Source organism: Streptomyces sp. NPDC005784 (assembly GCF_042871525.1).
Lineage (GTDB): Bacteria > Actinomycetota > Actinomycetes > Streptomycetales > Streptomycetaceae > Streptomyces.
Genome location: NZ_JBIAIQ010000039.1, coordinates 36053 through 48841 on the forward strand (window position 1 = coordinate 36053; position 12789 = coordinate 48841).

The 12789-nt window shown below is 69.6% G+C and carries 14 protein-coding genes; 10 read left to right on the forward strand and 4 right to left on the reverse strand.

Translation table 11 applies throughout. From position 1 onward, the window contains the following. Nucleotides 1-168 precede the first annotated feature (168 nt). The gene (locus ACFYR3_RS37455; protein WP_389286431.1) at nucleotides 169-954 is read left to right on the forward strand and encodes a hypothetical protein; all 786 of its coding nucleotides are present in this window, start codon (nucleotides 169-171) and stop codon (nucleotides 952-954) included. On the opposite strand, the gene ACFYR3_RS37460 is transcribed toward ACFYR3_RS37455, so the two are convergent. Both ACFYR3_RS37460 and ACFYR3_RS37465 read right to left on the reverse strand, forming a co-directional pair. Continuing rightward, nucleotides 878-2197 carry a D-arabinono-1,4-lactone oxidase gene (locus ACFYR3_RS37460; protein ID WP_355853410.1) on the reverse strand — a complete coding sequence of 440 codons (1320 nt, stop codon included), beginning with the start codon at nucleotides 2195-2197 and terminating at the stop codon, nucleotides 878-880. The two genes, ACFYR3_RS37455 and ACFYR3_RS37460, sit on opposite strands and share 77 nt — an antisense overlap. Continuing rightward, the gene (locus ACFYR3_RS37465) at nucleotides 2157-3395 is read right to left on the reverse strand and encodes an MFS transporter (RefSeq protein ID WP_355853413.1); all 1239 of its coding nucleotides are present in this window, start codon (nucleotides 3393-3395) and stop codon (nucleotides 2157-2159) included. Before ACFYR3_RS37465 ends, ACFYR3_RS37460 begins: the two co-directional genes overlap by 41 nt. Before the next feature lie 201 nt (nucleotides 3396-3596). Between ACFYR3_RS37465 and ACFYR3_RS37470 the strand changes: the two genes are divergently transcribed. Beyond that, on the forward strand, nucleotides 3597-4724 hold the full coding sequence (locus ACFYR3_RS37470) for a ferrochelatase (protein ID WP_355853416.1): 1128 nt from the start codon (nucleotides 3597-3599) through the stop codon (nucleotides 4722-4724). 8 nt (nucleotides 4725-4732) lie between these two features. Next, nucleotides 4733-5548 carry an inositol monophosphatase family protein gene (locus tag ACFYR3_RS37475; RefSeq protein WP_355853419.1) on the forward strand — a complete coding sequence of 272 codons (816 nt, stop codon included), beginning with the start codon at nucleotides 4733-4735 and terminating at the stop codon, nucleotides 5546-5548. Nucleotides 5549-5694: 146 nt separating this feature from the next. Here ACFYR3_RS37475 and ACFYR3_RS37480 read toward each other — a convergent pair whose 3' ends face one another. Next, nucleotides 5695-5868 (reverse strand): hypothetical protein, encoded by a 174-nt coding sequence (locus ACFYR3_RS37480; protein WP_167459062.1) that lies wholly within the window; start codon nucleotides 5866-5868, stop codon nucleotides 5695-5697. Nucleotides 5869-6283: 415 nt separating this feature from the next. Here ACFYR3_RS37480 and ACFYR3_RS37485 point away from each other — a divergent pair, with 415 nt between their 5' ends. The 4 genes from ACFYR3_RS37485 (at nucleotide 6284) to ACFYR3_RS37500 (ending at nucleotide 9784) form a co-directional block, all read left to right on the forward strand. Next, nucleotides 6284-6937: a response regulator transcription factor gene (locus ACFYR3_RS37485; RefSeq protein WP_389286434.1), complete on the forward strand. Its 654-nt coding sequence runs from the start codon at nucleotides 6284-6286 to the stop codon at nucleotides 6935-6937. 6 nt (nucleotides 6938-6943) lie between these two features. Further along, nucleotides 6944-8167: a HAMP domain-containing sensor histidine kinase gene (locus ACFYR3_RS37490; protein ID WP_356782712.1), complete on the forward strand. Its 1224-nt coding sequence runs from the start codon at nucleotides 6944-6946 to the stop codon at nucleotides 8165-8167. 395 nt (nucleotides 8168-8562) lie between these two features. Beyond that, complete coding sequence (locus ACFYR3_RS37495) at nucleotides 8563-8859, forward strand: DUF4193 domain-containing protein (protein WP_003997302.1); 297 nt, start codon at nucleotides 8563-8565, stop codon at nucleotides 8857-8859. 13 nt (nucleotides 8860-8872) lie between these two features. Beyond that, on the forward strand, nucleotides 8873-9784 hold the full coding sequence (locus ACFYR3_RS37500; protein WP_355853424.1) for a hypothetical protein: 912 nt from the start codon (nucleotides 8873-8875) through the stop codon (nucleotides 9782-9784). Nucleotides 9785-10184: 400 nt separating this feature from the next. Here the strand turns inward: ACFYR3_RS37500 and ACFYR3_RS37505 are convergent, their stop codons facing one another. Further along, a complete protein-coding gene (locus ACFYR3_RS37505) occupies nucleotides 10185-10661 on the reverse strand; it encodes a DUF3093 domain-containing protein (RefSeq protein ID WP_355853427.1) in 477 nt (158 codons plus the stop codon). A gap of 58 nt (nucleotides 10662-10719) precedes the next feature. Here ACFYR3_RS37505 and ACFYR3_RS37510 point away from each other — a divergent pair, with 58 nt between their 5' ends. From ACFYR3_RS37510 to ACFYR3_RS37520, 3 genes are read left to right on the forward strand one after another with little or no spacing between them, the layout of a single operon-like run. Continuing rightward, nucleotides 10720-11304 (forward strand): PaaI family thioesterase, encoded by a 585-nt coding sequence (locus ACFYR3_RS37510; RefSeq protein ID WP_355853430.1) that lies wholly within the window; start codon nucleotides 10720-10722, stop codon nucleotides 11302-11304. Between the two features lie 41 nt (nucleotides 11305-11345). Further along, entirely contained in the window at nucleotides 11346-11840 is a 495-nt protein-coding gene (gene dut / locus ACFYR3_RS37515; RefSeq protein WP_355853488.1) for a dUTP diphosphatase, read from the forward strand. A gap of 1 nt (nucleotide 11841) precedes the next feature. After that, the gene (locus ACFYR3_RS37520; RefSeq protein WP_261707690.1) at nucleotides 11842-12606 is read left to right on the forward strand and encodes a DUF3710 domain-containing protein; all 765 of its coding nucleotides are present in this window, start codon (nucleotides 11842-11844) and stop codon (nucleotides 12604-12606) included. Nucleotides 12607-12789 lie beyond the last annotated feature (183 nt).

The window sequence follows — 12789 nt, forward strand, 5'->3', positions numbered from 1 at the left end:
AACTTCGAGTGGGGGGTGCTAGTTGGCCGATCTCGGCGCCCTTTCGGCGGTCATGGGACGTGGCGCACTTCACGTAATCGGCAGAAACGGAACTTATCGCTTCGCCCGTACGTCCCCTTCTCGTGCGGTCGGTCGATCAAGTACGGGAAAGGCAGGCAAGGTCCGGGAATGCGTAAGAAGCCGGATGTCGGCGGCGAGCAGCCGGGTACCGACGTGGAACCGAGGAAGAGGCGGCTGGACCTGAGCGTCCCCCAAGTGGCTGGGAGCGCGGTCGCCGCGGTGGTCGCCGCGAAACTCGCGTCGTACTTCGGTGTGTACGGGACGATCCTGGGCGCCGGACTGGTCAGCGCCGTCGCCACCTGCGGAGGAACGCTTTTCCAGCACTTCTTCAAGCGCACCGGCGAACAGATCCGTGACGTGAAGGTGCAGACGAAGCCGAAGCCCCGGCAACTGCCCGGTCCCGCCGGAGAGTTCACCGAGGGGACCGTCTACCGCGCGCAGGTCAGGAGCTGGAAGAGGCCGCTGGTCGCGACCGCACTCGTCTTCGGCGTCACGATGGCCGGAATCACCTCGTACGAGATGGTCTCGGGGCAGAGCTTCAGCGGCGACGGCACGAACACGACGGTCGGCGACGCCTTCAAGGGGCACAGCGCCGGCTCGGGGAGCCCGGATCCCGGTACGGCTCCGACGACCGGGTCTTCGCCGTCCTCGGCCCCGGCCTCCCCGGAGGCGCCGGCGCCGTCCGCCGACGGTGGCGGCTCAGGTGACGTGGGCGGCGACGCCGGTGGCGCGACCTCGGTGCCGACGCCGGGCGACGGCGCGTCCTCGGGACCGGAAGCCGGGGACGGCACCCCGGCCCCCGCACCCAGCGAGACCGCTACGACCCCAGAACCCTCCGCAAGTAGTCATTCGCAAAGCGCCGGTCCGGATCGAGTCGATCCCGCAGCGCGGTGAACTCGCCGAAGCGCGGATAGACCTTGGAGAAGTACTCCGCGTCGCGCGTGTGCACCTTGCCCCAGTGCGGCCGTCCCTCGTGCGCGGTGAAGATCCGCTCGGCAGCGGTGAAATACGCCTGATAGGGGGTGCCCTTGAACATATGGACGGCGATGTACGCGCTCTCCCGTCCGGACGCCGTGGAGAGGGTGATGTCGTCCGCGGGCGCGGTTCGCACCTCCACGGGGAAGCTGACCCGCAGGGTCGAGCTGTCGACCATCGACTTCAGCTCGCGCAGCGTCTCGACGAGGGCCTCGCGCGGCACGGCGTACTCCATCTCCACGAACCGCACGCGGCGCGGAGAGGTGAAGACCTTGTACGGAATGTCCGTGTAGGTCCGCGAGGACAGCGCGCGACTGGAGAGTCCGGCGATCGACGGGATGGCCGCGGGAACGGCCCGGCCGAGCAGATTGGCCACCTGGAAGGCGCCGTTGGAGAGGAACTCGTCCTCGATCCAGCCGCGGATCGGCCCCACCGGGTTCTCGGGGCCCGCGCTGCGGTTGTTGCGCTTGGTGTTGCAGTTGCCTGTGTGCGGGAACCAGTAGAACTCGAAGTGCTCGTTCTCGGTGAAGAGTTCCTCGAAGTCGGCGGTGACCTTGTCGAAGGTCATCGGCTCCTCGCGGGCCGTGAGCAGGAAGACGGGCTCCACGGAGAAGGTGATCGCGGTGACGATTCCCAGGGCGCCGATCCCGATGCGGGCCGACGCGAAGATCTCCGGGTTCTCGTTCTCGGAGCAGGACAGGACCGAGCCGTCCGCCGTCACCAGCTCAAGGCCTGTGATCTGCGCGGCGATCGAGGCCGAGTCGCGCCCGGTGCCGTGCGTACCGGTGCTGGTCGCCCCCGAGACCGTCTGCTCCATGATGTCGCCCATGTTCGTGAGCGACAGACCTTCGCGCGCGAGGGCCATGTTGAGCCTCTTGAGCGGGGTGCCCGCCTCGACCGTTACCGTCATGGCCGCACGGTCGATCTTGCGGATTCCGGTCAACAGTTGAGGGCGGATCAATACGCCGTCGGTCGCCGCGGCGGCCGTGAAGGAGTGCCCGGTGCCGACGGCCTTCACCGTCAGGCCGTCCTCGGCCGCCTTCCGCACGGCGGCGGAGAGTTCGTCGACCGAGGCAGGGGTGACCTCCCGTACGGGACGGGCGGTGACGTTCCCCGCCCAGTTACGCCACGTGCCGCTCTTCCCGCTCACTGTGGTGCTCATGAGACCCTCCCCGCTGCGGAACCGGCCTGCTGAGCCGGCGATACCCGAGGAAACCGACCGCCACCGCGACGGCCCCGGACACCGCCGGAACCCCGTACCCGGCCTTCGCGCCGGCGGAGTCGATCACCCAGCCGGCCACGGAGGAACCGAGCGCGACCCCGACTGCGAGTCCTGTGCTCACCCAGGTCATGCCTTCGGTCAGTTTCGCGCGAGGTACGTGCTGCTCGATGAGGGACATCGTCGTGATCATCGTGGGAGCGATGGAGAGGCCCGCAACGAACAGCGCCACGGCCAGGAACGGCAAGTTTCCGACCAGTAGGAGGGGGATCATACTCACGGCCATCGCGCATATGCCCAGCAGCCACCTGCCTTCGGCCGCCCCCTTGAAGTGCAGCAGCCCGAAGACGGCCCCCGCGAGGCAGGAGCCCGCCGCGTAGAGGGCCAGGACGATGCTCGCGGCGCCCTTGTGGCCCTGCTCCTCGGCGAAGGCCACGGTGACCACGTCGACGGCTCCGAAGATCGTCCCGGTCGCCACGAACGTGGCCACCAGGACCTGGAGTCCGGCCGAGCGCAGCGCCGAGCCGCCTCCGTGCTGCCCGCGCGGATGCGGCTGGGGCTCGGTGGCCCGCTGGGAGGTCAGCCAGAAGACCCCGGCCGCCAGGAAGCAGGCGGCGAGCAGCGGTCCGGCCTCCGGGAACCACACCGTGGACAGGCCGATGGAGATGATCGGCCCGAAGATGAAGCAGATCTCGTCCACCACGGACTCCAGGGAGTACGCGGTGTGCAGTTGCGTGGTGCCTCCGTAGAGGGCCGCCCAGCGGGCCCGGATCATCGCGCCGATGCTCGGGACGCTGCCGATGCCGGCCGCGCACACGAACAGCACCCAGTCCGGCCACTCGAAGTGTGCGGCGAGCAGCAGCCCCGCGGCGGCCGTGAGCGCGAAGAGCGTCACGGGGCGCAGGATCCGCCGCTGACCGTGCCGGTCCACCAGTCGCGAGACCTGCGGGCCCATCGCCGCGGCCGCCAGGGCGATGGTCGCCGACAGGGCACCGGCGAGGCCGTAGCGCCCGGTCAGCTGGGAGATCATGGTGACGATGCCGATGCCCATCATGGACAGCGGCATCCGGCCGAGCAGGCCCGCTGTGGAGAAGCCCTTGGAGCCGGGGGCGGCGAACAGGGCGCGGTACGGGCTGGGCACGAGGGTCTCCGTCGGCTCGGCTCGGCCCCTCCCCGACACCGCGGGCGGCCCGAACTTCGGTAAGGTGTGAAGCTGGCCGATACAGCTTACGTGTTAGGTGAACCTAACGCACGCCTTCCGTACCCCGCTCCGGACGTCCCGCGCATGCCTCGTCACCCCGCCGGTTCTCGCCTGTCAGTGGCGGGTGGCAGGATCGGACACATGCCTGAAGTGCTCGATGCCACTCCCTACGACGCCCTGCTCCTGCTTTCGTTCGGCGGTCCGGAGGGCCCGGACGAAGTCGTCCCGTTCCTGGAGAACGTGACGCGGGGCAGGGGTATCCCCAAGGAACGGCTCAAGGAGGTCGGGCAGCACTACTTCCTGTTCGACGGGATCAGCCCCATCAACGACCAGAACCGCACCCTGCTCGACGCGCTGCGCAAGGACTTCGCCGAGCACGGTCTGGATCTGCCGGTCTACTGGGGCAATCGCAACTGGGCGCCGTACCTGACCGACACACTGCGCGAGATGGCCGCCGACGGGCGGCGCCGGATCCTGGTGCTGGCCACGAGCGCGTACGCCTCGTACTCGGGCTGTCGGCAGTATCGCGAGGACCTGGCGGGGGCGCTGGCCGTCCTGGAGGGGGAGGGGCTGGAGCCGCCGAGGATCGACAAGCTGCGGCACTACTTCAACCATCCCGGGTTCGTGGAGCCGATGACCGAGGGCGTCCTCAAGTCGCTGGCCGAACTGCCCGAGGAGGTCCGGGCGGGCGCGCACCTGGCGTTCACCACGCACTCGATCCCGGTCGCCGCGGCGGACACCTCCGGCCCGGCCGAGGGACACGGCGACGGTGGCGCGTACGTCCGGCAGCATCTGGACGTGGCCCGGCTGATCGCGGAGGCGGTGCGCGAGGAGACCGGGATCGACCACCCGTGGCGGCTCGTCTACCAGTCGCGTTCCGGAGCCCCGCACATTCCGTGGCTGGAGCCGGACATCTGCGACCACCTGGAGGAACTGCACGGGGCCGGGGCGGGGGCGGCGGTCATGGTGCCGATCGGCTTCGTCTCGGAGCACATGGAGGTCCTGTACGACCTGGACACCGAGGCGCGGGCTAAGGCGGAGGAACTGGGGCTGCCGGTGCGCCGTTCGGCCACGGTGGGCTCCGATCCCCGGTTCGCCGCGGCGGTCCGTGACCTGGTGCTGGAGCGCGCCGCGGCCGAGAGCGGCCGACGGGTGACACGGTGTGCCCTGGGCACGCTGGGCGCGAGTCATGACCTCTGTCCGGTGGGCTGCTGTCCGGCCCGCACGCCCAAGCCCGCCGCCGCGGGCACCGACAGCCCCTACGCATGAGGAGCCCCGTGACCGAGCCTCTGCACACCGAACTCCTCCAGCTCGCGCACGAGGCCGCCCGCCGCGCGGGCGCGCTGCTGCGGGACGGCCGCCCGGCGGACCTCGCGGTCGCCGCCACGAAGTCCAGTCCGATCGACGTCGTCACCGAGATGGACATCGCCGCCGAGAAGCTGATCACCACGCTGATCGCCGAGCACCGCCCTCGTGACGGCTTCCTCGGCGAGGAGGGCTCCGCCATCGAGGGCACCAGCGGCATCCGCTGGATCGTCGACCCGCTCGACGGCACGGTCAACTACCTGTACGGGCTGCCGACCTGGGCAGTGTCCATCGCGGCCGAACAGGACGGCGAGACCGTCGTCGGCGTCGTGGCGGCACCCATGCGCGGCGAGACGTACCACGCGGTTCGCGGCAGGGGTGCCCGAGCCTCCGGCGCCTGGGTCGGCGAACGCCGGCTTGCCTGCCGTCCGTCGCCGCCGCTCGACCAGGCCCTCGTTTCGACCGGCTTCAACTACGTGACCGAGGTCAAGATCCATCAGGCCGACGTGGCCCAGCGGCTCATCCCGCTGGTGCGCGACATCCGGCGCTCCGGCTCGGCGGCGGTCGACCTGTGCGACGTCGCGGCCGGGCGCCTCGACGGCTATTACGAGCGCGGTCTGCACCCCTGGGACCTCGCGGCGGGGGACCTGATCGCCAGGGAAGCGGGCGCGGTGACCGGTGGACGCCCTGGAGAGCGCCCCGCGGGCGATCTCACCGTGGCGGCCTCCCCGGGTGTCTTCGGGCCCCTCCAGCGACTCCTGGAGGACTTCGGGGCCTGGCACGACTGACGCCACGGCCGACTGAGGGCCACCGACAACCGACGGCGGACGGCGTAGGACGGCGGACGGCGTAGGCCAAGAGACGGCCGAGAACGAAAATGGAGCGGGGCCCCGGTACTGGATCGATACCGGGGCCCCGCTCTCGTACGTACCGATCAGACGCGCGTGGCGCCGACCTCCACACCGTGCTCCGCGGCAAGGCGGTGCAGGTCGTCCAGCTCGGCCTGCTCGACCTCCGCGAGGAAGTCGTCGCCTGTTTCGCGAGCCCGCGTCAGGTCGGACTCGGTCGCCCTTATGCGCTGCAGAAGTCCTGCGGTGAATGCGTCCATGCTGCGCCCCCTCGTCCTGGGTCGTGGGTCGGGTGGCACGGGGGTGTGCCGATGGGAAGGGGCGATCACGTCTCTGATGGGGTGCCCAGCGCTGCCCGGTCTGGGCGGCGACGGTGCCGGACACCCACGCCCGCTCTGCGGAAGCGGTTGGACGTACCACAATGTGGCTTGCCACATGCAGAGCGTGATCGCGGGGTGTAAAGCCGTCCTCCCCCCGCTCTCTTCCGTGGAAACCTCAACCCGACGAGAAAATCTCGCATTCCCGGTCCCCTGGACGGGCCTCCCTGGTGCCTTCCCCCCGTCTTACAGCCGGTTTATGGCCGAAACGGGCAGGATGGAGCTCTCATCCGTGACGGACCTGCCCGCGTGGTGCGCTGAACGTGCCCCGCCGGTGGACAGAGGAAGGACAAGCGACGTGCGCGTACTCGTCGTCGAGGACGAGCAGCTGCTCGCCGATGCGGTGGCCACCGGACTGCGCCGGGAGGCCATGGCCGTCGACGTCGCGTACGACGGCGCGGCCGCGCTGGAGCGCATCGGGGTCAACGACTACGACGTGGTCGTCCTCGACCGCGACCTCCCGCTCGTGCACGGCGACGACGTCTGCCGCAAGATCGTCGAGCTCGGCATGCCCACGCGCGTGCTGATGCTCACCGCGTCCGGCGATGTCAGCGACCGTGTCGAGGGCCTGGAGATCGGCGCCGACGACTACCTCCCCAAGCCGTTCGCGTTCAGCGAGCTGACCGCACGCGTGCGTGCCCTCGGACGTCGTACGAGCGTGCCGCTGCCGCCGGTCCTGGAGCGTGCCGGGATCAAGCTCGACCCCAACCGCCGCGAGGTCTTCCGCGAGGGGAAGGAGGTCCAGCTCGCTCCCAAGGAGTTCGCCGTCCTGGAAGTGCTGCTGCGCAGCGAGGGCGCCGTCGTCTCCGCGGAGCAGCTCCTGGAGAAGGCCTGGGACGAGAACACGGACCCGTTCACCAATGTCGTGCGCGTGACCGTCATGACGCTGCGCCGCAAGCTCGGCGAGCCCGCCGTGATCGTCACCGTGCCCGGCTCCGGGTACAGGATCTGATCCACCGTGGCCACCACCCCCGCGCCGCCCGCGGCGCCTCCGAAGCCCACCTGGGACCCCAGAAGGGCGGAGCCGCCGTTCCCCTGGCTGCGTCCCACGATCCGCATACGGCTCACGCTGCTGTACGGCGGCATGTTCCTGATCGCCGGCATCCTGCTGCTGTCGATCATCTACCTGCTCGCGGCGCAGGCGTTGAACGTGGGCAGCGAGCTCCCCTTCAAGATCATTTCGGGGCAGGTCGGCAGCAACACCTGCAACCTCCCCTCGGGGGACGAGCTCAACCACGCGATGTACGAGTGCGTGAACCGGCAGCGCCAGCACGCACTGGACGACCTGCTCAGCCGCTCGCTGCTGGCCCTGCTCGGTCTCGCGATCATCGCCTTCGCGTTCGGCTACGCGATGGCGGGCCGCGTCCTTTCGCCGCTCGGCCACATCACCCGCACCGCGCGCGCGGTGGCCGGCTCCGACCTGTCCCGCCGGATCGAGCTGGACGGCCCGGACGACGAGCTGAAGGAGCTCGCGGACACCTTCGACGACATGCTGGAGCGGCTGCAGCGGGCCTTCACCGCCCAGCAGCGGTTCGTCGGGAACGCCTCGCACGAACTGCGCACCCCGCTCGCGATCAACCGCACACTCCTGGAGGTGCACCTCTCCGGTCCGGGGGTGTCGACGGAGCTCGCGCAGCTGGGCAAGACGCTGCTCGCCACGAACGAACGCAGCGAGCAGCTCGTCGAGGGACTGCTGCTGCTGGCCCGCAGCGACAACCAGATCGTGGAGCGCAAGCCGGTGGATCTCGCCGAGGTCGCCTCTCAGGCCGTCGACCAGGTGCATGCCGAGGCGGAGGCCAAGGGTGTGACGATCCGTGGACGGCGGGCTCCGGTGGTCGTCCAGGGCAACGGCGTGCTCCTGGAGCGGATCGCCCTGAACCTCGTCCAGAACGCCGTTCGGTACAACGTGCCCAAGGACGGCTGGGTCGAGGTCACGACGGACACGGAGCACGGCCGGGCGGTCCTGGAAGTGTCGAACACGGGACCGGTGGTTCCCGCGTACGAGGTCGACAATCTTTTCGAGCCCTTCCGGCGGCTGCGTACGGAACGCACGGGCAGCGACAAGGGCGTGGGCCTCGGCCTGTCGATCGCCCGGTCGGTGGCCCGTGCACACGGAGGTCATATCGTCGCTCGGCCCCGTGAAGGGGGTGGGCTCGTGATGCGCGTCACCCTTCCCATCTGAGACCATGTCGCGGACACGCGGCGATGTTCGCTTTGCGCTGAATTTTCTGGTCACCCACCCGAGTGACCCGTGTGTGATCGATCACAAGGGTGATTTTCGGTCCATCTACTCTCCGTGATTATGCAGGCGGTCGGAAAGCCGGGAAAATCCGGGTTTTCGGGGGTCTTGATCACGGGAAGTACACGGTGGGGCGCCTTTGAAGTGTGGCGCCAGGACCGTGTACGGTCCGCTTCGCCATCCAAGCCGATCACTCTCAAGGGGTCCGGTTGGGTGTCGATTGAGTAACAGACCTTGATGTGAGGCAAAATCTCCGCCTCAGGTCGGGCACAAGTCCGGCCTCTCACGCGTTACGTGCGCTGGAGACACCAGCAGATACCCAGAGGGGGAGAGCGACAATGGCAACGGATTACGACACCCCGCGCAAGACCGACGACGACGTCGACTCGGACAGCCTTGAAGAACTGAAGGCTCGCCGGAACGACAAGTCGACTTCGTCTGTCGACGTAGATGAGTTCGAGGCCGCAGAAGGCCTGGAGCTGCCCGGTGCGGACCTCTCGAACGAGGAGCTGGCCGTCCGGGTGCTGCCCAAGCAGCAGGACGAGTTCACTTGCATGAGCTGCTTCCTGGTGCACCACCGCAGCCAGCTGGCCCGCGAGAAGAACGGTCAGCCGATCTGCCGCGACTGCGACTGAGGCAGGGTCGGCCGTGACTGGCTCGACCTCACCCTGGAAGCGCCGCCTCCCCTCCGGGGCGGCGGACGAAGGGTCCTTCAAGGGCCCTGAAGGCGTGCGTGACGACGAGCGGGGCTCTTCCGAACAGGGATCAGCCTCGCTCGACCGAGCGGGCGCCACAGACGGCCTGACGGCCCCCACGGACACTCCCGCGCCCGCCGCAAGGCGCCGCGCGGCGGCTGTCCGGGACGGGGTCATGAGGGGCGTCACGAAGAGCGGTGTCCGGGCCAGGGCGGGCCTGGCGTACGTCACCGATCGCATCATCGACATCGCCCCGCGGGTTCCCGTACGGGACCTCGCCACCCTCCGCAGACAGTTCCCGGGCCTCGGCCCCGAGGAGCTCGCGGACAAGCTCATCACGGGCGCCGCCGCCGCGACGTCCACCGTCGGTGCCGGGATCGGCGCCGCCGCGATGCTGCCGGTGCCGCCGGCCATGCCCACGGAGCTGGCCGCCGAGATCACCGCCGTCGCCGCGATCGAGCTGAAGCTGATCGCCGAGCTCCACGAGGTCTACGGCCTGCGTCCGCCGGGCAACCTCAAGCAGCGCAGTACCGCGTATCTGCACTCCTGGTCGGGCGAGCGCGGCATCGATGTGACCAAGCCCGTGACGATCGACGCCGCACTGGGCGGCCGGATGAAGCGCGAGCTGCGCCAGCAGATCATGAAGCGAACGGTTCGGGACCTGCCCAATTTGATGCCGTTCATGGTCGGCGCGGCGGTCGGGGCGGTGATGAACCGACGTGACACCAAACGCGTGGCGGGCCACATCCGCAAGGACCTGCGCAAGATGCAGGTGCCGTGGGACGCGCTCCCGGAGCTGGCACCGCTGGAGAAGCCGACGGATCCGGTGCGGATCGGAGAGATCCCCACAGACCTGGGGCACTGAAGCCGTACGCGCGGCCGGCGCCCGCGACCGTCCGTCCGCGCTCGGCCGACCGCTCACTTCGTCGGTGGCCCGGCTCGGGCACCGGCGGACGCGGTTAAGGAGCCGACCGGTCCCCGCGGGCGGGGCCTGAGGCATGCGCTGCGCCCGCGCCCTGCCCTGAGGCCGGGCGATTCAGCTGGGAAGCGTGACTGGCGACGTCCCGCAGGGATGCCGAGCCGGGGCGCTGCCTCGTCGGCGAGAGTGTGCCGAACCCCGAGTCCGCGCCGTGATCCAGAACGTTGGCCCGTAGCCGTAGCCGTAGCCGTAGCCGTAGCCGTAGCCGTAGCCGTAGCCGTAGCCGTAGCCGTAGCCCCGTAGCCCCGTAGCCCCGTAGCCCCGTAGCCCCGTAGCCCCGTAGGCCCTAGCTCTCTGTGGGCCGGACCGACTCCCGCGCTGTCTCCAGGGCGGCCACCAGGCGCTCCGGCTCCCGCGTCGACAGATACAGGTACGGAGTGGGGTCCGCCGGGTCCGTGACCTGGACGCGCAGCGCCGTGGGGATGTACGAGCGCAGGAGCATGAAGGCACGGGTGTCGGCCTTGTAGGTGCGCCAGGCGCGTGCCTCCTCCTGGTCCATGATCTCCGTGTCACCGAGGGCCGAGACCGGGATTTTCGCGTCGCCGGCGATCAGCGAGTCACCGACCACGCGGATGCGGATCGAGCCGTACGCACTGGCCGCGACCCCCGCGAACGCGGTGCCGCCGACCAGCGCTCCGAGCATCGGCAGCGTGCCGAACGGGAGGAAGACCAGGGCCAGCGCGACCCCGGCCAGGAAGCTGATCAGCCACCACGACCGGGGTGCGGTGAGGCGTTCTTCGTACGGGGAGGCGGAAAGCTGCATGTGGCCAAGCTTGGCACGGTGCGAAGACTTGGTGGACGCGCGGGTAAGGTCTGCGGCTGTGAGTGGTACTTCCGCAGCTCTGACGCCTCCCGCCGACGCCGTCGCGCCGGTGCGGCACCCCGACGCGCCTGCCCCCGGAGAGCTCCTCGGAGCACATTACGAACAGTGTTTCGGGTGCGGTGAGGGGCAGTCCCACGGACTCCATCTGGAGGCCCGCGCGGGCGACGGGGTCCGGGTCACGGCGGAGTTCACCGTGCGGCCCGTCCATCAGGGTGCCCCCGGTCTCGCGCACGGCGGCGTTCTCGCCACCGCGCTCGACGAGACGCTCGGATCGCTGAACTGGCTGCTGCGCACGATCGCCGTGACGGGCCGCCTGGAGACCGACTTCCGGCGCCCTGTACCCGTCGACACCGTGCTGTACCTGGAGGCCGAGGTCACCGCGGTGGCCGGCCGGAAGATCTACTGCACCGCCACCGGACGGATCGGCGGCCCCGACGGGCCCGTCGCCGTCCGCGCGGACGCCCTCTTCGTCGAGGTGAAGGTCGACCACTTCATCGACAACGGCCGCCCGGAGGAGATCCGTGCGGCGATGAACGACCCGGACCAGATCCGGCGAGCCCGTGCCTTCGAGGTGAACCCGTGACCCGCAGTCCCGGGGCCCGTGAGCCCAGTCAAGAAGTAGCCGTGCTGATCCGGCGCGTCGATCCGGAAGTCCCGCTTCCCGAGTACGCGCACCCCGGTGACGCGGGAGCCGATCTGCGCACCACCGAGAGCCGCGAGCTGAAGCCCGGTGAACGGGCCGTGCTTCCGACGGGCGTGTCCATCGCGCTGCCCGAGGGGTACGCGGCCTTCGTGCACCCGCGTTCCGGCCTTGCCGCCCGCTGCGGAGTCGCCCTCGTGAATGCCCCGGGGACGGTGGATGCCGGGTACCGTGGGGAGATCAAGGTGATCGTGGTGAATCTCGATCCGCGCGAGTCCGTGCGGTTCGAGCGCTTCGACCGGATTGCTCAACTGGTCGTCCAGCAAGTCGAGAAGGTTCGCTTCCAGGAGGTGGCGGAACTTCCCGATTCGGCGCGGGCCGCAGGGGGCTTCGGGTCCACCGGCGGTCATGCCGCCGTGGACAGCACAACGGGTGGGAATCGATACGCGTCGGTCGTATCCGACCGGGAAGGACAGTGACGTGTTCGGACGTCGCAAGAAGGGCAGTGCCGCCGAGGACGCGGCGGGCGAGGCCGAGCAGGTCGTCGACGGCGTCGACACTGAGGCGGACGAGGACGGGGAGCGCGAGCGCGTGAGGCTCGAACCCGAGCCGCGTCCCGACGGGCCCTGGGACAGTGAAGAGGTCCGTGACCCGGCCGAGGGCCGGGTGGACCTGGGTGGTCTTTTCGTGCCCGGAGTCGATGGCATGGAGCTGCGGGTCGAGGTCGCGGGCGACGCGATCGTCGCGGCGACCGTCGTCGTCAACGACAGCGCCGTGCAGCTCCAGGCCTTCGCCGCTCCCAAGCGCGAGGGCATCTGGGGCGAGGTGCGCGAGGAGATCGCCTCCGGGATCACCCAGCAGGGCGGTGTCATCGACGAGGTCGAGGGCCCGCTGGGCTGGGAGCTGCGGGCGCAGGTACCGGTCCAGCTGCCGGACGGCACGGGCGGTTTCCAGGTCGTGCGATTCGTCGGCGTGGACGGTCCCCGCTGGTTCCTGCGCGGAGTGATCTCCGGGCAGGGTGCCGTGCAGCCGCAGGCCGCGGGTCTGCTGGAGCAGATCTTCCGGGACACGGTCGTCGTCCGCGGTGAGGGCCCGATGGCCCCGCGCGACCCGATCGTCCTGAAGCTGCCGAATGACGCGCAGATGGTCCCCGAGGGTGTTCAGCAGGAGGACCAGAGCGGCTCCCGCTTCTCCGGCGGCATGGGGCAGCTGCAGCGTGGACCGGAGATCACCGAAGTCCACTAGACGGACAAACGGACAACAGGCGGGCCGCATCCCCAGGGGATGCGGCCCTTTCCTGTGTGTGGGTTCCTTCAGGGGCACACCCCGCCAGGTTCTTGTATGTGAACAGCAGTTGAGCAGCGGGTCTTTCTTCAGACCTTGACGGAAGTCTGGTCCGTACCTATGGTCACCGGCCAGCGCAGCTGT